At 41.7% G+C, this 20,490-nt stretch carries 17 protein-coding genes; 16 read left to right on the plus strand and 1 reads right to left on the minus strand.

The genetic code is table 11. The features are described 5' to 3' along the window. The first annotated feature begins 1 nt into the window (after window position 1). Both BK575_RS02670 and BK575_RS02675 read left to right on the plus strand, forming a co-directional pair. Window positions 2–790: a 2-keto-4-pentenoate hydratase gene (locus tag BK575_RS02670; RefSeq protein WP_078408785.1), complete on the plus strand. Its 789-nt coding sequence runs from the start codon at window positions 2–4 to the stop codon at window positions 788–790. 41 nt (window positions 791–831) lie between these two features. Beyond that, a complete protein-coding gene (locus tag BK575_RS02675) occupies window positions 832–1,095 on the plus strand; it encodes a 4-oxalocrotonate tautomerase (RefSeq protein ID WP_078408786.1) in 264 nt (87 codons plus the stop codon). 126 nt (window positions 1,096–1,221) lie between these two features. Here the strand turns inward: BK575_RS02675 and BK575_RS02680 are convergent, their stop codons facing one another. After that, a complete protein-coding gene (locus BK575_RS02680) occupies window positions 1,222–2,157 on the minus strand; it encodes a DMT family transporter (RefSeq protein WP_078408787.1) in 936 nt (311 codons plus the stop codon). A 257-nt stretch (window positions 2,158–2,414) separates the two neighbouring features. On the opposite strand from BK575_RS02680, the gene BK575_RS02685 reads away from it, so the two are divergent. The 14 genes from BK575_RS02685 (at window position 2,415) to BK575_RS02750 (ending at window position 20,480) form a co-directional block, all read left to right on the plus strand. After that, window positions 2,415–2,903, plus strand: coding sequence for an Lrp/AsnC family transcriptional regulator (locus BK575_RS02685; RefSeq protein WP_078408788.1), 489 nt, complete (start codon window positions 2,415–2,417; stop codon window positions 2,901–2,903). Between the two features lie 342 nt (window positions 2,904–3,245). Then, window positions 3,246–4,244: a hydroxyectoine utilization dehydratase EutB gene (eutB, locus tag BK575_RS02690; RefSeq protein WP_078408789.1), complete on the plus strand. Its 999-nt coding sequence runs from the start codon at window positions 3,246–3,248 to the stop codon at window positions 4,242–4,244. Between the two features lie 74 nt (window positions 4,245–4,318). Further along, window positions 4,319–5,755 (plus strand): aspartate ammonia-lyase, encoded by a 1,437-nt coding sequence (gene aspA / locus BK575_RS02695; RefSeq protein WP_078408790.1) that lies wholly within the window; start codon window positions 4,319–4,321, stop codon window positions 5,753–5,755. 203 nt (window positions 5,756–5,958) lie between these two features. Continuing rightward, entirely contained in the window at window positions 5,959–7,668 is a 1,710-nt protein-coding gene (locus tag BK575_RS02700) for a PucR family transcriptional regulator (protein ID WP_078408791.1), read from the plus strand. A 23-nt stretch (window positions 7,669–7,691) separates the two neighbouring features. After that, window positions 7,692–8,576, plus strand: coding sequence for a pyridoxal 5'-phosphate synthase lyase subunit PdxS (gene pdxS / locus BK575_RS02705; RefSeq protein ID WP_078408792.1), 885 nt, complete (start codon window positions 7,692–7,694; stop codon window positions 8,574–8,576). Window positions 8,577–9,037: 461 nt separating this feature from the next. After that, the gene (locus BK575_RS02710; RefSeq protein WP_078408793.1) at window positions 9,038–10,222 is read left to right on the plus strand and encodes a M24 family metallopeptidase; all 1,185 of its coding nucleotides are present in this window, start codon (window positions 9,038–9,040) and stop codon (window positions 10,220–10,222) included. Window positions 10,223–10,251: 29 nt separating this feature from the next. Beyond that, window positions 10,252–11,256, plus strand: a complete 1,005-nt coding sequence (locus BK575_RS02715; RefSeq protein WP_078408794.1) for a cyclodeaminase — start codon at window positions 10,252–10,254, stop codon at window positions 11,254–11,256. 14 nt (window positions 11,257–11,270) lie between these two features. Beyond that, the gene (locus tag BK575_RS02720; protein ID WP_078408795.1) at window positions 11,271–12,473 is read left to right on the plus strand and encodes a cystathionine gamma-synthase family protein; all 1,203 of its coding nucleotides are present in this window, start codon (window positions 11,271–11,273) and stop codon (window positions 12,471–12,473) included. A 259-nt stretch (window positions 12,474–12,732) separates the two neighbouring features. Further along, on the plus strand, window positions 12,733–13,980 hold the full coding sequence (locus BK575_RS02725; RefSeq protein WP_078408796.1) for a M20 metallopeptidase family protein: 1,248 nt from the start codon (window positions 12,733–12,735) through the stop codon (window positions 13,978–13,980). Beyond that, window positions 13,970–15,025 (plus strand): homoserine dehydrogenase, encoded by a 1,056-nt coding sequence (locus BK575_RS02730; protein WP_078408797.1) that lies wholly within the window; start codon window positions 13,970–13,972, stop codon window positions 15,023–15,025. Before BK575_RS02725 ends, BK575_RS02730 begins: the two co-directional genes overlap by 11 nt. A 55-nt stretch (window positions 15,026–15,080) precedes the next feature. Continuing rightward, a complete protein-coding gene (locus BK575_RS02735; protein ID WP_078408798.1) occupies window positions 15,081–16,514 on the plus strand; it encodes an aldehyde dehydrogenase family protein in 1,434 nt (477 codons plus the stop codon). Window positions 16,515–16,931: 417 nt separating this feature from the next. Further along, the gene (locus BK575_RS02740) at window positions 16,932–18,482 is read left to right on the plus strand and encodes a BCCT family transporter (RefSeq protein WP_078408799.1); all 1,551 of its coding nucleotides are present in this window, start codon (window positions 16,932–16,934) and stop codon (window positions 18,480–18,482) included. 410 nt (window positions 18,483–18,892) lie between these two features. After that, window positions 18,893–19,918 (plus strand): Bug family tripartite tricarboxylate transporter substrate binding protein, encoded by a 1,026-nt coding sequence (locus tag BK575_RS02745; protein WP_078408800.1) that lies wholly within the window; start codon window positions 18,893–18,895, stop codon window positions 19,916–19,918. A gap of 103 nt (window positions 19,919–20,021) precedes the next feature. Further along, complete coding sequence (locus BK575_RS02750; RefSeq protein WP_078408801.1) at window positions 20,022–20,480, plus strand: tripartite tricarboxylate transporter TctB family protein; 459 nt, start codon at window positions 20,022–20,024, stop codon at window positions 20,478–20,480. The last annotated feature ends 10 nt before the right edge of the window (window positions 20,481–20,490 follow it).

The following is a 20,490-nucleotide window of genomic DNA, read 5'->3' on the forward strand; positions in this document are numbered from 1 at the left end:
CATGAGATTGACCAAAGGTGCGGATATGGAAATTGTGGACTATCTCCTTTCTGCTGAGAAAGAGGTCCGGGAAGTAACGAAAGTGACAGATCGTTACCCTGATTTGACGATGGAAGACGCTTATGAGCTGCAGCAGCAGCTTATTGACCGCAAGATAAAAGAGGGTGCGAAACGGGCAGGAGTGAAACTCGGTTTAACGAGCAAAGCAAAGCAGGATATGATGGGCGTACATGAAGCGATCTATGGCTATTTATTAAATGATATGCTTGCATTTGAGTGGGAGCCAATGGAAAGTAAGCAGCTGATTCATCCGAAAGCAGAGCCGGAAATCGCATTCTTAATGGCAGAAGATCTTCAAGGAACGGATGTGACGGCAGAAGATGTATTAAAAGCGGTTAAGTATGTCGCGCCGGCTCTTGAAATCATTGACAGCCGTTATTTGAATTTCAAATTTACGCTTCCGGATGTCGTGGCGGATAATTGCTCTTCTGCACGTTTTGTTGTCGGAAGCAAGTGGGTGAAGCCGGAGGAGCTCGATTTAGCCAATGTGGGAATGGTTATGTCCAAAAATGGAGAGGTTGCGACGGTAGGAGCGGGCGCTGCTGTTTTAGGTCATCCTGCAGCTGCCGTTGCTTGGGCGGTCAATAAACTTGGTCAACGAAACGAAGGCTTGAAAAAAGGAGATATCGTGTTAAGCGGCGCCTTATCCGAGGCAGTGGCCTTTGAAGCAGGCGATTCGATTGTTGCTCAATTCGACGGCTTGGGCAGCGTATCGTTTTCTTGCAAATAATATCTAAATCCACATAATAAAATGGACATGATTAAAAAAGCATTCATGTCCATTTTGTTGCGCATAAGGAGTTTGTTTATAAAAATAATGAACTGGAGAGTTTGTTTATGCCGATTATTCAAATTCAAGTGTTGGAAGGCAGAGGCCAAGAACAGATTAGAAGTTTAATTGCGGATGTGACGGATGCAGTGGTTAAAAATTTTGAGGTGAAACCAGAACAAGTAAGGGTATTAGTGACTGAAATTGCTGATACACATTGGGGAGTCGGGGGGGAAACGAAGCGGGAGTTGATGCAGCGAGATTAAAATCTACATAAATTATTAGCCATAAAAAACGGTTATGTCCACTGATTCTCTTTTTATTTCATTATATCCATAGAATTGAACGAAAAATTAAAAATAGCACTTCTCGTCTCAGGAGAAGTGCTATTTTTAGTGATTACGAATAAAAGTTGCATTTGAAGGCTGTAAATGGATACCTTTCCGCTTTGAAATCGCGTTTGTTTTAAAGCGTGCAAATAAATAACATCCTATAATCACGATACCGCTCCCGATTCCTTGTATCCACGTTATTTGCTCACCTAGTAATAAAAACGCTAAAATGGCAGTGAAAATCGGATTGAAATTTAAGAAAATACCTGATGTAGTGGCACCTAATTTTTGTACGCCAATATTCCAAAACACCATACATGCTACAGTTGAAATAACGCCCGTATATAAAATGGATTGTATGAAAGAAGCATCTATATTGGAAACCGTAAAATCAGAGAGGTTAAATGGAAGAAGAACGATAAGTCCAAATATACCAGAGTATAAGGTGGACATCATGGGTGATGTCTTTGTTGTAGCCCATCTGCTGCAAACGGAATATATCCCCCATATACATACAGCAGTCATCATCCACAGATCACCTGTATTAAAATGCAATGAAAGCAATAGGTGGATCTTTCCTTTTGAAAGAACAAGAATTACGCCAAAAAGCGAAAGAAACATCGAAAACATTTGTAGTATATTCATTCTTTCTTTTAAGAATAAAGATGAAAAAACAGCAATTGAAATCGTATTTAATGTTGAAATTAATCCAGCATTGGTCGCGGATGTTTGCTCTAATGCCCAAAACTGAAAGAGATTGAATAGAACAACACCTGTTATTCCCATTAAAAATAAAGGAAGAATTGCACCTCGAGGCGGTAATATCTTTTTTTCTTTCCACCAGACAATTGGTAAAAGACAAGCAACAGCAATCATCCATCGTAAGCTCGTCAAGGTCATCGGAGAAGCGTGGCCAACAAGCGATTTTCCAACGACGAAATTTCCTCCCCATAATAAACTTGTTAAAAGCATTAATAACAAATAAAAAATCGGCATATTACGTAGCTCCTTTTCATATTTCACTGTTGCAGTGAAAAAGATTGAAGCCATTGTGCACAATAGCATTTAGAATATTCTATATTATTGACTTGTAAATAATTTTAACATTTTTATTTCTTATACAGTTAATTATTTTGTATAATAAAATAAATTCAGAATAATATAAAGTGATTATTGAGATTTGGAGAATTAAATTCAATTTTCATGTTGAAAAGGTGCTGTTTTTGGAAGAATTGTAAGGGGAGTGAATCTGCGTGGAATCTGCCGCAAGCAAAGTGTTAGATGATGTTGATATTCAAATATTAGATATAATGCAAAAAGAAGTACAGTTAAGCAATGCGGAGCTCGCACGGCGCGTAAATTTGTCTCCGCCTGCTACACATGCAAGGGTAAAACGTTTGGAAAGTGAAGGGTTTATCGATCGGCAAGTCGCCATCTTAAATCAAGAGAAGCTTGGATTTGATTTATTATGCTTTATTTTTATAAGCACGAATATCCATCAAGCTGAGAAACTCGAAGTTTTGGAGAAGGCATTAGAATCTATGCCAGAAGTATTGGAGTGTCACTGTCTAACAGGAGAGCATGATTATTTTTTAAAAGTAGCGAACAAAGATCGGAAGGGACTGGAGAACTTCATTAGAAAATTAAACAGGCTTGGAATCACAAGGATTCAAACTAGTTTAGCATTAAGAGAAATTAAATATTCTACAGTTTTGCCAATATGGGGAGGAGAAAAGATATAATTTTAGAATAAGAAAAGCAAGCACGGTAATCTGCGTGTGCTTGCTTTTTGTGCTGATTAATAAATCCTCTTAATCTTTTGGTGTAAATCTTTGAAATAGGGCCATTATAAAACATCGAAACAACCTGTGTCCTTTATTCTACAGGGTCAGGTTGTTTGATTCTCCGTGAATTCACACATAATTATTACAATGAATCGTTATAAAACTGTATGAAAAACCTCTGCCTCTACTAGCCACTTTTGACAATTGATATCAGAAAATTCATGCTATATAATCCAAAGCAGAGGACAGAAATTTTTGATTGAATACATTATATCGTCTATCGTCGGGGAGGGAGAGAATTTGTCTTATATTTCATCTGCCAAGAAAGGTCATGATGTAACAATCCGTGATGTATGGGAAGCGCGAAAACGAATTGCTTCTATTATAAATAGAACGCCATTGATTCAATCTTCTATTCTATCAGAAAGAGTGGGGCGCCCTGTTTATTTAAAGCTTGAGAATGTCCATGAAATCGGAGCGTTTAAAGTAAGGGGGGCGGCCAATAAAATCTTAAGCTTGAGCGAAGAAGAAAAGAAAAGAGGCGTTGCGACATTCTCCACTGGAAATCATGGTATGGCTGTTGCCTATGTAGCGCAAAAGCTTGGTATTGATGCGGTAGTCTGTATTTCAAATCGTGTACCAAAAGCGAAAGTGGATTCACTAAAAAGATTAGGAGCCCAACTTGAAATTTATGGGGATAGTCAGGATGAAGCGGGAGAACGTTGTTATGAATTAGAGAAAGAGCGAGGGTTGACGGTTATTCAGCCTTTTGATGATCCGCATGTTATCGCGGGTCAGGGAACGATCGGGTTAGAGATATTGGAGGAAGTTCCCGATCTTACTGATATCGTCGTACCGCTTTCCGGAGGAGGGCTGCTTTCCGGAGTCGGATTAGCAGTGAAATCAAATGATTCTAATATCAGGGTAACTGGTGTTTCGATGGAACGTGCGGCTGTGATGTATGAAAGTCTAAAGGCCGGAAAACCATTGCAGCTTGAAGAAGAGGATACGCTCGCTGATAGTTTGCTCGGGGGAATCGGATTGGACAATCAATATACGTTCCGAATGGCCCGGCAGTACATGGATAAGGCCATTCTTATACCGGAAGAGGAGATTGGCTATAGTATGGCATTTATGATGGATAAGCATCGCATGATTATGGAGGGAGCGGCAGCAACGGGGATTGCGGCTGTTTTAGGAAAGAAAATTCCTCATCAGGATGGTGCTATTGCAGTCATCATAAGTGGACATAATGTTGACCTTTCTGTACTCTCCCGCTTAATCCAAGAGTATCTATGAATTGACATAATGAATGGGCCATTAATAAAGAGGTTCATTGCGTATAAGTCAATTGAAGATAGGGGGGGGGAATTATGTCAGCTATTAATGACAATAATGATGCACGAATTGAACAAGATTTCCTAGGGGCGAAAGAAGTACCGAAAGATGCGTATTATGGCATCCAAACGTTGCGGGCAGTCGAAAACTTTCCGATTACAGGCTACCGTATTCATGAATCGTTAATTAAGGCTTTGGCTATGGTAAAAAAAGCTGCAGCATTAGCAAATATGGATGTAAAGCGCTTGTATGAGGGAATAGGCAATGCCATTATCACAGCAACGGATGAAATCATCCAAGGAAGGTGGCATGAGCAGTTCATCGTCGATCCGATTCAAGGCGGTGCGGGCACTTCCATGAACATGAATGCAAATGAATTAATTGCTAACCGTGCCCTGGAATTACTTGGTCATGAAAAAGGGGAATATAAACATTTAAGCCCAAACAGTCATGTTAATATGTCCCAATCTACAAACGATGTGTTCCCGACGGCCATTCATCTCGCAACTCTTACTTCCATTGAAAGCTTATTGCATACGATGCAAGACATGCTGGCTGTTCTGAAGAAAAAATCACAGCAATTTGATCATGTCATTAAAATGGGGCGAACCCATCTTCAAGATGCAGTGCCCATCCGTCTTGGCCAAGAATTTGAAGCGTACAGCCGTGTAGTAGAGCGTGATATAAAACGCATTCGGCAATCACGGCAGCATTTATACGAAGTGAATATGGGAGCAACAGCAGTTGGCACAGGATTAAATGCTGATCCCCGCTATATTGAAAATGTAGTCAAGTATTTAGCGGATATTAGCGGCCTGCCGCTTGTTGGAGCCGAGCATCTTGTTGATGCGACACAGAATACCGATGCATATACAGAAGTGTCCGCAGCACTGAAAGTATGTGCCATGAATATGTCTAAAATCGCCAATGATCTCCGTTTAATGGCATCGGGACCGAGAGCTGGACTCGCTGAAATTACGTTGCCGGCTCGTCAGCCGGGCTCATCGATTATGCCGGGAAAAGTAAACCCCGTCATGCCGGAGATGATTAACCAAATAGCTTTTCAGGTCATTGGCAACGATCATACCATTTGCCTCGCTTCCGAAGCGGGACAGCTTGAATTAAACGTGATGGAGCCGGTGCTTGTCTTTAACTTGCTTCAATCGATCAGCATCATGAACAATGGATTCCGTGCCTTTACGGACCATTGCCTCACGGGTATTGAGGCAAATGAAAAACAATTGAAGGAATACGTGGACAAGAGTGTCGGAATCATCACGGCCGTCAATCCCCATATCGGATATGAAGTGGCAGCGCGTATTGCCAGGGAAGCAATCTTAAAGGGGAAACCTGTTCGAGAGTTATGCTTACAATATGATGTATTAACAGAAGAAGAGCTGGATCTTATTTTAAATCCTTATGAGATGACAAAACCGGGTATTTCTGGCGCTTCTCTTTTTGATAGAGAATGAATAATTTTTCTATCATCGTGAGGAAAGAAGAAATCCTCTCCAAGTGAAGGTTGTCACTGCCCTCATATTGTACGATCAGACTTTTTGTTTCTATCAATATTATCTGAATATAGCAAAAATAGTAGACGATATCCATTTTTTGTGTTTTGCTATATATAGTATTATTTTTATAGTTTGAATTTTTAACGGTCGAGGGGGGCAACATGAGGTTAACAATAGGGGACGTTTTAAAATTCGATGTGATGAAAAACGCAAGGGTGAGAACAGGGAAGCAGTTACTGGATGAGCGGCATGTTCAATGGATTTCTGCGATGGAAATGCCGGTCGAAAATTTTGTTCGCAAAAATGAAGTTGTATTGAGTACGGCCATTGGATGCGGTCATGACCTCGAATTATTTAAACAATTTGTACAAGATATTGCTGAATCAGAAGCGTCAGCGCTTATGATTGCTTTAGGGCGTTATATATATGATATTCCAAGAGAAGTGATGGAATTAGCGGAGCAGAAAAGCTTGGTGATCATCGAAATCCCATGGGAAGTCCGCTTTGCCGATATCATTGAAGACGTCATGAGGGAATTAAACGGTATTGATTATAAAGAGCGGGAAAAATCAGAGAAAGTACAGCAGGAGCTTTTAAAGTTAATTTTACAAGAGACCGACCTGAGCCATATTTCCAAGTTTATCGAAAGGCATGTTGGAAGTCCGATTGTCATTACAGATCGGACGGGAACGATTCAAGAAAAGAGCAGTCATCATTCAAATTTGGTAGAGAAATGGAAAGACTATGTGATACAGGGCATGATCCCATCAAGAAAGGCAGCAGTGCTAACACATGATCCGATGTTTCAAAAGTTTCAAATTATTGAACTGGAAGATCGATTCATTCTCCAGCTGCCGGTACTACAAGTGTTAGGGGATGCCCAAGGATATTTATTTGTGCTATTGCCGCCTGATACATCTGCAGAATCATTTTTAACACAATATCGAGTCAATGTATTGGAACATTCAGCGACAACGATAGCCCTCTGGCTTTCACGTAAAAATGCGATTGAAGATACGAAAATGCGTCTGCGCAGTGATTTTGTACAGGAGCTGGCAAAAGGAGAGTTTCTTTCTTGGGATCAAGCAAATTCAAGAGCGAAATTGTTAGGGTATAATCTAAAGCTTCCGTATATTTGTATTGTTGGCTTTCCAGAAAACTTAAAAACTCTTTTTCGAAAAAGGAAACAAGATGCTGACTCGTTTGAGCACTGGCTTGACAACATGATTCGCTACATTGAAGAGGAAATTTTCTATGCGGCACAATCTTTGAAAAGAGAAGTCATGATGACATATCAGGGAGAAAAGTTGATGATCTTCCTTGAAATTTCCGTAGATAAGAGCAATGAAAACGCTGCCAATTTTTTAGATCTTGTGGAACGGCGCCTAACCAATCTGCTCCCGGAAGTCGTCATATCTTGGGGAATCGGAAATTACCGTGAAGATGTCGATGGATTTAGTGAAAGCTATCAAAACGCAGAAGTCGCTTTAAATATCGGCAGACGAAAAAAAGGAAGCGGTCATCGCATGCTGTTTGAGAATACGCGTGTTGATCGGGTGCTCTTAAGTCTTGCGCAAAATAAAGATATGAAAGAAGTTATTATGTCAACGATTGAACCATTGGTTGAATACGATGAGCAGCGTAATATGGATTTAATCGGTACATTTAGTGCGTATAATCAATGTCATGGAAATGTAAGCCAAACAGCAAGGTCATTGAATTTACATAGACAATCTCTGCTGTATCGCCTAAGAAAGATTGAATCGCTGACAGGGCTTTCTCTCATTGATCCGGACGATTTGTTTTTATTGGATTTAAGTATTAAGACTTGGAAAATGGGTTTATCTGAAGAAATAGTAAAACAAAGATAGAAAAAATTTGGAGGGAAAAACTTATGAAGAGTGTAGGGACAGATATTGTAAAACGTGGGATGGCAGAAATGCAAAAAGGCGGCGTGATCATGGACGTTGTCAATGCAGAACAGGCGAAAATCGCAGAAGAAGCAGGTGCGGTGGCTGTTATGGCCCTTGAACGTGTGCCCGCAGATATTCGTGCTGCGGGTGGAGTAGCACGTATGGCAGATCCAGCGATTGTCGAGGAAGTGATCAATGCAGTATCCATTCCGGTCATGGCAAAGGCGCGTATTGGACATATTGTGGAAGCTCGTGTGTTAGAAGCACTGGGAGTAGATTATATTGATGAAAGTGAAGTGCTGACACCTGCGGATGAAGAATATCACCTTGATAAACGGAAATATATAGTTCCGTTCGTATGCGGTGCCCGCAATCTTGGAGAAGCGCTTCGCCGTGTCGGTGAAGGGGCATCGATGCTTCGGACAAAAGGAGAGCCGGGAACGGGGAATGTTGTCGAGGCAGTCCGTCATATGCGTCTGATTCAAGCGCAAATTCGCAAAGTTGCGAGTATGAGTGAAGATGAATTAATGACAGAAGCGAAAAACTTGCAGGCACCATTCGAACTTTTATTGCAAATAAAAGAATCCGGTCGCCTTCCGGTTGTGAACTTTGCGGCAGGCGGGGTTGCAACGCCTGCTGATGCCGCCTTGATGATGGAGCTTGGAGCTGATGGTGTCTTCGTCGGTTCTGGGATTTTTAAATCGGAAAATCCCGAAAAATATGCAAAAGCCATTGTAGAAGCAACAACCCATTACCAAGATTATGAGCTCATTGCCCATCTGTCAAAAGGTCTTGGAACGGCCATGAAAGGCATTGAAATCTCTACATTACATAGCACGCAGCGCATGCAGGAACGCGGCTGGTAATTTTATATCGATCCAGAAATATCGGCATGGTCAAAGAGCGATCATGCCGATATTTCTGGACCTAAGCGTATGACGCCACCCCTTTCGGGGTTGGCGTCATACGCTTAGGTGAACCTTTTTGGGCCTATTCTAGGTGGAAGAATAGAAAGAGCAGAAATTAGTCATACAAAAGAGACGGATATGGAAAATTATTCATACCCGTCTTTTGTTGATATATAGTCTTATTCAACATTTATTACCGCTTTTAGACTGTTCATAGCTCTTAATATATAAATGATGGATCATGGGCGCTTTTTACCCATGGTCCATCATTTATATATTTTGACTAGAAAGTTGTTTGAAACTTCATACATTTTTGCAGATGATAGATTTTCTCATGTTTCACTATAATAAGCTCATAGATTAAATATTCTAAATATTAATTAAAAATACAATGAGTTGAAATAGGAGGGATTGTTCCTATGTCATTTGGGACAGCAGAGTATAAAGAGAGAATCCGCAAAACGAAAGAAAGAATGGCTGCACAAGGAATTGACGTATTACTTATTACAGATCCTGCCAATATGAATTACTTATCTGGTTATGATGGATGGTCTTTTTATGTACATCAAATGTTAGTGATCATTAATGACGAGGATCAACCGATTTGGATCGGACGGGGACAGGACGCAAACGGTGCTAAAGTAACGACATGGCTTTACCACGAAAACATCATTCCATACCCGGATGATTATGTCCAATCCGACACAAAACATCCAATGGATTTTGTAGCGGACATCTTGAAGCAAATTGGCCAAGACAACCGTTCAATTGGGGTTGAAATGGAAAACTACTATTTCACCGCAAAATGTTACCAGCAGTTGCAGAAAGGGTTGCCAAATGCCTCATTTAAAGATGCTACCCTTCTCGTAAACTGGGTGCGCATTGTAAAGTCAGATACAGAGATTGAATATATGAAACGGGCAGCTAAAATCGTAGAAAAAGCGATGATGGCAGGAATTGAATTAATCGATGAAGGTGTTCGTGAGTGTGATGTTGCAGCGAAAATTTTCCATACACAAATCACTGGAACGGAAGAATTCGGCGGGGATTATCCAGCGATTATGCCGCTATTGCCATCAGGTGAGAAAACATCCACTCCTCACTTAACATGGACAGATGAGCGCTATAAAAAAGGAGATACCGTTATTTTGGAATTGGCTGGCTGCTATAAGCGCTATCACTCACCGCTTGCAAGAACGGCTAACATCGGTAAGCCTTCAGATCAAATCCAAACACTTTCAGATGTTGTGGTAGAAGGGCTAAATGCTTGTCTTGATATGATTAAGCCCGGTATTGCTTGTGAAGAGATTGAAGAGACATGGAGAAAGACCATTGAAAAAAGCGGCATTGTAAAAGAATCCCGTCTAGGCTATGCAATGGGGCTTAATTATCCTCCAGATTGGGGCGAGCATACAGCAAGTATTCGTAAAGGAGACAAAACGATTCTTCAGCCGAACATGACATTCCACCTCATTCCTGGAATTTGGCTGGATCAATACGGATTTGAAGCAAGTGAGTCATTCTACGTTACGGAAAATGGCTGTGAAACATTTGCATCACTTCCAAGACAGTTATTTATAAAAGATGGTGCGTTAATCAAGTAATCTTTCATTCTAGGAGGTGAAGCAACTTCATGCTTATTTTTACAGAACAAGAACTAAAACAACATGTCCAGCTAAATCTGGAAGCCATCTCCATTGTGGAAGAAGGATTTACGAAACTGGCAAACAATGAAGTGGAAATGCCGCCGATTATGCGTGTTGATGTTCACGATCAAAACGGGGAAGTGGATGTAAAAACAGCATATGTCAAAGGAAAAGACATGTTTGCCATTAAAGTTTCTTCCGGGTTTTTTAATAATTACAAGCTGGGCCTTCCAAGCGGCAACGGATTAATGATGTTAATCAGTACAAAAACAGGTATTCCGCAGGCTCTTCTGTTGGATAACGGTTATTTAACAGAAGTAAGGACAGCAGCGGCGGGAGCGATTGCGGCCAACTATCTATCACGGAAAAACATTGAAACGGTCGGTGTGATTGGAGCAGGAAGCCAAGCACGGTTTCAGGTAAGAGCATTGAAACTCGTGCGAGATTTTAAAAGAGTAGTAGTATATGCTCGTTCAGCCGATCGTGCCAAGAAATATGTAGAAGACATGTCGGCGGAACTGGGGCTTGAAGTCCAAGTGGTTGATAGTGCTGAAGCGGTTGTACGAAACAGCGATACTGTCATTACAACAACACCGGCAAAAGAGCCGATTATTAAAGCGGAATGGCTTCATCCTGGCCTTCACATTACGGCAATGGGATCTGACGCCGAGCATAAACAAGAATTAGAGACAGAAGTATTAGCGCGTGCCGATAAGCTCGTATGCGATACAAAAGCGCAATGTGCACGATTGGGAGAACTGCATCATGCCCTTGATTTTGGTGTATTAACAGAAGGTTCATCCATTATTGAACTCGGTCAGCTAACGTCAAAAGAAGCAGTCGGCCGTGAGAATGATGAACAAATTACGGTTTGTGATTTGACGGGAACAGGGGTTCAAGACACAGCGATTGCGCTGTTTGCTTATAACGAAATGACGAAACACAATTTAGGCTTGAATGTCGAAAACAAAACATTATCACTAAAAAACTAATGAGGAGTGGTCATATGACAAACAATAACGCAAGATTAGGTACAAAAGCAGTATGGGCAGGCGAAAAAGAATATTTAGTTCACGGGGCAACACAAGTACCGGTCGTTCTTAGCGTCGCTTACAATTACGATGATATGGATGAGTGGTATGATGTAGCGATCGGAAAGAAAAAAGGGCATATTTATGGGCGTAACACAAACCCGACGGTTCAAGCATTTGAAGACAAAGTAAAAATCCTTGAAGGCGCAGAAGCAGCAACAAGCTTTTCAACAGGAATGGCTGCTATCAGCAATACATTATCCACATTTCTAGTTCCTGGCGATCGCATTGTATCAATGAAAGATACATACGGTGGAACGAACAAAATCTTTACAGAATTCCTTCCTCGCCAGCAAATTGAAGTGACACTTTGTGAAACAGGAAACCATGAGCAAATTGAAGCAGAAGTAGCGAAAGGATGCAAAATTTTATATTTGGAAACACCGACAAATCCAACGGTTAAAATCACGGACATTGAGCGCATGGCAAAAGCGGGCCGTGAAGCAGGGGCGCTTGTCGTGATTGATAATACGTTCGGAACTCCGGTCAACCAAAACCCGCTTCAATTTGGAGTAGACTTGGTTATCCATAGTGCAACGAAATTCCTTGGCGGTCATGCAGATGCATTAGGCGGTGTGGTATGCGGTTCACATGAGCTTGTTGAAAAAATTTATCACTTCCGTGAAATCAATGGAGCGACAATGGATCCAATGGCAGCTTATTTGACTTTACGCGGTATGAAGACACTTCACCTTCGCGTTCGTCAGCAATCGGCAAATGCAATGGCTCTTGCAAAATATTTGCAAACAAAAGACATTGTAGAAGCTGTTTATTACCCGGGGCTTGAAACTCATCCAAATCACGAGATTGCGAAAAAGCAAATGAAAGATTTTGGCGGCATGCTTAGCTTTGCGGTTAAAGGCGGAGTTGATACGGTAAGAGAGCTTCTTCCGAAATTACAATATGCTCACCGCGCTGCAAACCTTGGTGCCGTTGAAACAACGGTTGGACCAGCTCGTACAACAAGCCACGTGGAATGTACACCGGAAGAACGTGCGGCAGTAGGAATTCCCGAAGGGCTTATCCGTATCTCTTGCGGGATTGAAGAGATTGAAGATATCATCGCAGATTTCGAGCAAGCATTCAGCTACGCTGAAAATGCTTTGAAAGTTCAATGAATAAAGGAAATTCTCCTCACCCGCTGATGGGGAGTTGATCTTATCGAACTTTTACAGGCAGTTACCCCCGCTTATTAAGAAGCGAAAAGTAAAAAAGGGATGAGTGAGAATCAAAGATTAAGAGTATCAAGTCTTTGCCCATGCATCCGTGTGTAACTTCACAAGTTTTCGTTAGCACACCCTGTGCGTCGGAAGCGGGGGCTATATTGCTTGTTAATAGAGATTCATGAATCGTTTGATAGAAGGAAGGGAACGGTAGATGCCAAACCATCATCCTGTAGTTGAACAACTAAATCAACTGTCTGATAAACTAGTTGAATGGCGTCGCACATTTCATCAGCATCCCGAACTTAGCTTTCAGGAGTTCGAGACCTCTCGATTTGTTGCTGAAGCGTTACGAAGCATAGATGGAATAAAAGTTGAAATAGGAATTGGAACAGAAACGAGTGTTGTCGGGACATTGACGTCAGGTGAAGGGCCGACCATCGCGATTCGGGCCGATATCGATGCTTTGCCGATTACAGAAGAAAATAAAGAAAGCTATTGTTCACAAAATGAGGGTGTCATGCATGCGTGCGGCCATGATGCACATACGGCCATTTTGCTGGGCGTTGCCCATACTCTTGCAGATGCCTTTCAAAAGGGTCAATTAAGAGGAACCGTTAAGTTCATCTTTCAACCGGCAGAGGAAAGTACGGATGAAAACGGACTTTCAGGATCTCCGTATATGGTGAAAGCAGGTGCATATGACGATGTGGATGCGGCAATTGCCCTGCACATGTGCCCATGGCTTCCGGTAGGGGAAGTTCAAGTGAACGATGGCTACAGCATGGCAAATGTTGATGTATTTAGAGGGAAAATTTATGGAACGGGCGGACACGGGGCCTATCCGGAACTTGGAACCGATCCTATTTGGATGCTTGGACCTGTTATGCAGACATTACATGGCATTGTGGCGCGCAGAGTCTCTGCATTAGATGCGGCGGTTGTAACGATTGGCCAAGTACATGCTGGAACCGCAAGCAATATCATTCCGACAGAAGTCTCGATTGACGGAACGATGCGCAGTTATACACCGGAAGTTCGCAATTTATTAGCATCAGAATTAAAGAAAGCGTTTTCAATAGTGGAGAATTTAGGCGGCCGTTATTCATTTGAGGTCGAAAGAGGCGAGCCTGCCCTAAACAACAGTGCTATTGTAAACAGCTGGATTATAGAAGCTATTGAAGAACTGTATCCGCAGTTCACGGTTACGAGACGTCCATTCGGGCTGGGCGGAGAAGATTTCGGTTATGTAACACAAAAACTCCCAGGCTCCATGTTCTTCCTCGGATGCGCACAAAAAGATGGAAGTCAAAGAGATTTACATACACCGATATTTGATATTGACGAAACATGTTTGCCGGTCGGGGCAGCCATTCTTGCTCAAACGGCGGTAAAGTTTTTAACGGGGGAAGTCACTTTGCCGAATAAAAAAACTTTGGAGGTGCAAACAAATGGCGCATAAACTAGCATTTATTGGATTTGGTGTAGTCGGGCAGGGATTAGCTGAAATCCTGCGTGATAAAAAAGAAGCGTTAAAGCAGGATGAAGGATTTGAATCTGAAATTGTGGCGATTTCGGATTTAATGAAAGGGTCTATTTATCATCCGAACGGCCTGGATATCGATACGGTTTTAAACGTATTAAAAGAAACAGGGAGTCTCGAAAACTATCCAAAAACACCGGGGCTTGTAACAGGATGGGACAGCCTGAAAACGATTCGTGAAACGAACGCCGATACGATTATTGAAGTTTCCTATACAGACGTCAAAACAGGACAGCCGGCAATCGACCATTGTAAAGCAGCATTCGAGAGCGGAAAAAATGTGGTCATGACAAACAAAGGACCTGTTGCGCTGGCGTACAAAGAGCTTTCTGAAGTTGCCAAAAAACATGGCGTTTATTGGGGATTCGAAGGAACGGTCATGAGCGGGACACCTTCATTACGCATGCCGATTGCGACTCTTGCGGGGAATGACATTACAGAAATACGCGGTATTTTAAATGGCACGACCAATTACATTTTAACGAAAATGGAAACCGAAGGCGTGTCATATGAAGAAGCATTGAAAGAGGCGCAGGAGCTTGGCTATGCAGAGGCAGATCCTACAAGCGATGTAGAAGGATATGATGCAAGATACAAAATTGTCATTTTATCAAACTATGTCATGAACGCGCCCCTGACAGTAGAAGAGGTATCATGCAAAGGAATCAAAGACATCACATTAAAAGATATTGAGGAAGCGAAAGCGGAAGGAAAGCGCTGGAAGCTATTGGCCAAAGCCCGTAAAGAAGGCGGGGAAATGATTGCCTCAATTGCTCCAGAAAAAGTTGATGTGACCGATCCGCTGGCATCAATCAACGGTGCTGTTAATGCGATTACGTATGAATGCGACCTTTTAGGGACCGTGACATTAAGCGGTGCGGGTGCCGGTAAAGTTGAAACGGGATTCTCTCTTTTAATCGATTTAATTAATATTAATCGCGAAAGAAAGCTAGTAACTACTTAATTATAGAGGTTGTCCTCCTTTTTGAACACACATTTATAGAGAGGCGGTAATGTTGATGACAGTACAAGTTGCTGGTGGAAAGATGTATTTTGCAGGTCAGTGGATAAGTCGTGATCGGGTCATTAAAGTTCGTGATCCGCAGGATAACAGTATCATTGATACAGTTCCTGCGGCTTCAGCGGAAGATATGCTTACTTGCATCGAAGAAGCGAAAGAAGGAGCAAAGATTGCTGCTGCGATGCCTGTACATGAACGGATGGCTGTCATTTATAAAGCTGCAGATTATATTGAGGCAAACAAGGAGAAGTATGCACGAACGATTGCAAGGGAAGGCAGCAAAACCATCCGTGAAGCGACAAAAGAAGTGACAAGATGTATTCAAACGCTTCGTATCAGTGCAGAAGAAGCAAGAAGAATTCACGGAGAAACAATTCCTTTCGATCAAATGCCTGGAAGCGAGAATCGGGTCGGATATTATCGTCAGGTTCCAATCGGCATTATTGGTGCGATTACACCTTTCAATGATCCATTAAACCTTGTTGCACATAAAGTAGGGCCGGCAATTGCGTCAGGCAATGCGATTATTGTCAAACCGGCAACGGTCACGCCATTAAGCGCCCTTTTACTTGCAGAAGCGTTTTCAGAAGCTGCCCTTCCTCCAAAGGTGTTATCCGTTATAACAGGTTACGGAGGCGAAATTGGTGACACGCTTGTCACACATCCTGCCATTCGAATGATTTCCTTTACCGGTGGACTTGAGGCGGGAGAAGAAATTACTCGTAAAGCAGGCTTGAAAAAAATCAGCATGGAGCTCGGTTCCAATTCACCTGTTATTGTATTGGAGGATGCAGATTTGGAAGATGCCGTCGAATCAACGGTTTCCGGAGCTTTTTGGGCGGCCGGCCAAAACTGCCTTGGTGTTCAGCGAATCTATATCCAAGAAAGCATTATGGACAATTTTCAAAAGGCATTTGTCGAGCGTACCAAACAATATCGCGTTGGTGACAAACAATCTGAGCTAACGGATATGGGGCCGCTTATTACGGAAAAGGAAGCGATTCGGGTTGAAAAAATGGTCAATGAAGCGATTGGAAAAGGCGCTGCACTATTAACAGGTGGAGAACGCAATGGAGCTTTCTACTCGCCGACTGTCTTAACCAATGTGCCAGAAGACTGCACGATTGCAAAAGAAGAAATCTTCGGTCCGGTTGTTCTTCTTTATTCGGTTGCCGATCTTGACACGGCCATTGAAAAGTCGAATGATGTTAATTATGGTTTGCAAGCGGGAATTTTCACGAATGATATCAGAAAAGCTCACAAAGCGATTGGAAAAATGGATGTGGGTGGTATCATGATTAATGACAGCAGCGATTACCGAATTGATGCGATGCCGTTCGGCGGAATGAAAAAATCGGGTTTAGGACGAGAAGGCATCAAATTTGCAATCCATGAAATGACAGAACCGAAAGTGGTTTGTTTTAACTTGTAACTATATAGATCGATTTAGAAAATTGGACATGACCAAAGAACAGCCATGTCCAATTTTCTAACCTTTGAGAACCAATTCAAGTGGTCTAAATAACCGATTGTGAATGTTTCTCGATCAAATGAAGCTGTGTCGAGTTATTTAAGTCGAATATATATAGTATCAATAGAGAAACAGAAAGGGAAGGCGCCATAGAGGGACGTTTCCCTTTCTAGATGTATCAAAATATCTGAAAATTTGAAAATTTTACCAAGAAATATCTCTTTGGTGAAAAAGCGGTTGAATAGAGAGAAAGGCCCTTTCATCAAATTCAAATTACTTTGAAAGGATATCCAGTCAGGGAACCTGTATCAAGATGATGGAGTTCATTTAAAATTTCTGTTGCAAATGGAGAATAAAAACCAATAAAGGGTGGTTTATTTGAGGAAAAGCAAAGAACGGACATTTTATAATAATCCAGTTTTCGTAGTGTCAGCCGTTATTGTCACACTTTTTACACTTTGGGGAGCACTCTCTCCTGAGAGTCTTGCAAAAAATGCTTCTGCTATTTCGGGCTTTATAAATCATTCATTCGGATGGTTTTATTTAGCATCCGTTGCAGGATTTGTTGCCTTGCTTCTCTTTCTTGCTTTCAGTAAATACGGCAAGATTAAACTTGGACAAGAGCATGAGAAGCCGGAGTTTTCTTTCTTTGCATGGATTAGTATGCTATTCGCCGCAGGGTTCGGTGCCGGTATTGTCTTTTGGGGAGTTGCCGAACCGCTAACTCATTTTGCGAACCCGCCTCTTCCTGGAATTGAACCAAACTCTGCAGAAGCAGCACGTGTGGCGATGCGTTACTCTTTCTTTAACTGGGGAATCCATCAGTGGTCCGTTTTTACAATCGTTGGACTAGCTCTTGCTTATTTTCAGTTCCGTAAAAAAAGCAAATTGCTCGTTAGTGAAACTCTTGAGGGTGTGACTCCTAAAAAGGGGCGCCGCTCTTTGAAGAAGACCGTGAACATTCTCGCTGTCATTGCGACAGTTACAGGGGTTGCTACATCATTGGGCATGGGTGTTTTGCAAATTAATGCCGGGCTGAACTATGTATTTTCCTTTCCGGATCATGCATGGATGCCAGTTGCGATTGTCGGTATCCTATTTGCGCTTTATATGTTATCCGCAATCACCGGAGTTGAGAAAGGAATTAAGTTTTTAAGTAACACGAATATGGTACTGGTTATCGGATTTATGCTGTTTTTCCTGTTCAAGGGGCCCACTGTTTTTATTTTAGAAAGCTTTGTCCTTGCCGTTGGCGATTACCTTGATCATTTCGTGGAAATGACCTTTTATTTAACACCTTATTCAGGTGATACATGGGTGCATGACTGGACCGTTTTTTATTGGGCATGGGTCATTACGTGGTCTCCGTTCGTTGGTTCATTTGTTGCCCGTATCTCAAGAGGAAGAACCATTCGGGAGTTTGTGATTGGCGTATTGATTATCCCTCCGGTAATTGCCTTTATGTGGATGGCCATCTTTGGCGGAACCGGATTATATATGGATTTATTCCAGAATACGGCGCTTGCGGAGGCTGTTTCTAAAGATGTTACTACCGCTATATTTGTTTTCTTGCAGCAATTTCCGCTTTATGGTGTACTATCTGTCCTTATGCTTGTGCTTATTATGATTTTCCTTGTCACATCAGCAGATTCGACAGTATATGTACTGGGAATCATGACATCGGATGGAGATGAAAATCCATCAAATGCTGTAAAAGCCATTTGGGGTGTATTGGTAGCAGCAATTACGGCTGTTTTAATTGTTAGCGGTGGATTGGGAGCAGTACAAACAGTAGCATTAATTGCTGCGCTTCCATTTACGGTTATCATGATTTTCATAAGCATTTCCCTATTCAAATCCTTATATCTTGAACGAAAGAAGTCGGAACAAGAGGTTGACCATTCTAGTTTGCAAAAGAAAGCGCAGTAGAAGGATATTGAATAAAATACAGAAGATATTATCTATACAGCCTTATCATGGCATATATAGTACCAAAAAATGAGAGCGCTAAACAAAAACACTTTCCGAGTTAGGGAAGTGTTTTTGTTTGTTCATGGGGTTGTCCCATAAGGCTCGAATAGATTGTAAAAAATGATTTTTAATAAAAGGCTCCGTCACGAAATCCCTTGAATTTACTGGATTTTCATGACGGGGCCTTTTATGAGGATGACCTACAAGGGCTTGTTTTTGCCCTTGTAGGTCATCCTCATGAGCAAAATGAACAAAATCCTCTTTATGAGTTTTATTTCTCTTATTTTAATAATGTGTAAATTCTGACTATTGATTGCTATGATTCAGTTATTGAAGTAAACGCTTTCAAAAAACAAGGGGGTAATACAATGAAAACAAAAAAGAGATGGGCTTTAACAATGATGGCTGGAGTAATGACGTTTGGTTTAGCGGCCTGTGGAGGAGGGGCCTCTGAAACATCTAAGCCTGCTGAAACGAGCTCGTATCCTGAGAAACCAATTGTAGTCGTTGCACCATCAGGAGCTGGCGGCGGTTGGGATAAGACAGCAAGATCCGTGGCAAAAGTGGCAGCTGAAACAAAGCTGGTCGAACAAACGATGACTGTTGAAAATAAACCGGGAGGAGGCGGCGCTGTATTCATGGCCGAATATGCAACAAAGGATACAAAGGATGATTACAAATTGTTCGTCAATTCACCGCCTATTCTTATTAATAATTTAAAGAAAGAAGGAAACAGCCCTTACGGATATAAAGATACAACTCCATTGGCTCAATTGTTGAAGGATTATGGAGCCATCGTCGTACCCGCGGATTCTAAGTATAATGACCTGAAAACTTTAATGGAAGATTTAAAGGCGAACCCAGAGAACTTCACCGTTGCCGGCGGCTCTGCACCTGGTTCAATGGATCATTTAGTAGCGGTACTGCCGGCATTCAAAGCGGGAGTAGACCCTAAACAAATGAAATACGTATCGTATGACGGCGGCGGAGAAGCGATTGCAGCTTTACTCGGAGGAAATGCAGATGTAATTGCGACAGATGCATCAAGTGTAGGTGAGTATGTAAAGGCAGGGAAAATAAAAGTGTTGGCCGTTTCTGCTCCAGAGCGTTTAACGGGTGATCTGCAAGAGGTTCCTACAATGAAGGAGCAAGGCATCGACGCTGAATTCATCATTTGGCGCGGAGTGTTCGGCCCAAAAGACATGTCAGAAGAAGCATTCAAATTCTGGAGCGAGAAGTTAAAAGCGCTGTCTGAAAGTGAAGAATGGAAAAAAGAATTGGAGACAAACGCTTGGGTAGGCGAATATAAAAATGCTGATGAGTTTAAGAGTTATTTAGAAGAGCAAGAAAAATTAATCACAGAATTGTTAACAGCTCTTGGTATGCAAAAATAACGAGTTAAATAAATTCACCCCAAAAGTGCCTTGCCCTTTTGGGGCGAACCTATACTGCTCTATCAGGTAGTAAATAATTCTGTTGACAAAAGGAGGGTGGACTATGAGCAAGCAGTTTGACCGCTATGCGAGTTTTATTTTTTTAATTATCGGAGCAGGCTTCATTTTTGAGAGCCGGAAAATTTCAGAGAGTGCATATGGGAGTAATGTTGGACCAGATATTTTCCCGATGGGACTTGGCATCATTTTAATTTTATTGAGCATTCGTTTATTTGTGGAAACATTGAGATATGTCCAAAAAGGAAAAGAGAAGGTTTCTTATGACTATAAACGCTTTTTCATTATCTTTATTTCAGCTGTAGCGTATGCTTATTTCCTCGAAGATATCGGATATGTTATTGGAACATTTGTATTTTTGTTAATTGGGTTTCAAACGATGGAAAAAGGAAAATGGATTTCATCTATTGTTATCTCAGGGGTGTTCTCTTACGGTATTTATTTTCTTTTTGTCGAAGTACTGAAAGGTTCGTTACCTGGTTTTCCTATTTGGCTGGGGATATAGAGAGGAGGGA

The sequence above is a fragment of the Priestia abyssalis genome, from assembly GCF_002019595.1.
Classification (GTDB): Bacteria; Bacillota; Bacilli; order Bacillales; family Bacillaceae_H; genus Bacillus_BA; species Bacillus_BA abyssalis.